General features: G+C 68.2%; 1 protein-coding gene. It reads left to right on the top strand.

Annotated elements, in window-relative coordinates; all coding sequences use genetic code 11:
• Nucleotides 1–513: arginine--tRNA ligase domain-containing protein (gene argS / locus AAE045_RS24450; RefSeq protein ID WP_455549877.1), on the top strand; the 513-nt coding region annotated here is incomplete at both ends.

Genomic DNA, 513 nt, shown 5'->3' on the forward strand with positions numbered 1-513 from the left:
GGCCCAGGCGCTGCTTGATGCGCTGCCCAAGAGCGATGACGTGGCCCGCGTCGAGATCGCCGGCCCGGGCTTCATCAATTTCCACCTTGCCCCGAGCGCCTACCAGCGCGAAGCGGCCAGTGTGCTCAAGGAAGGCGCCGATTACGGCCACAACCTGAGCGGCAATGGCCGCACCGTGGGCGTGGAATACGTGTCGGCCAACCCGACCGGTCCGCTGCATGTCGGCCACGGCCGCGCGGCGGCGATCGGTGACTGCCTGGCACGCCTGCTGGAAGTGACCGGCTGGAACGCCAAGCGCGAGGTCTATTACAACGACGCCGGCGTGCAGATCGAGAACCTGGCGCTGTCCACCCAGGCACGTGCGAAGGGCCTCAAGCCCGACGACGCCGGCTGGCCGGAAGCGGGCTACCGCGGCGATTACATCGAGGATGTGGCCAAGGCTTACCTGGCCGGCGCCACCGTGGAACTGGAAGGCCATTCGGTGGTCGGCGAGCGCGACCCGGACAACCTCGA

The organism is Dryocola clanedunensis, from assembly GCF_038405435.1.
Taxonomy (GTDB): Bacteria; Pseudomonadota; Gammaproteobacteria; order Enterobacterales; family Enterobacteriaceae; genus Dryocola; species Dryocola clanedunensis_A.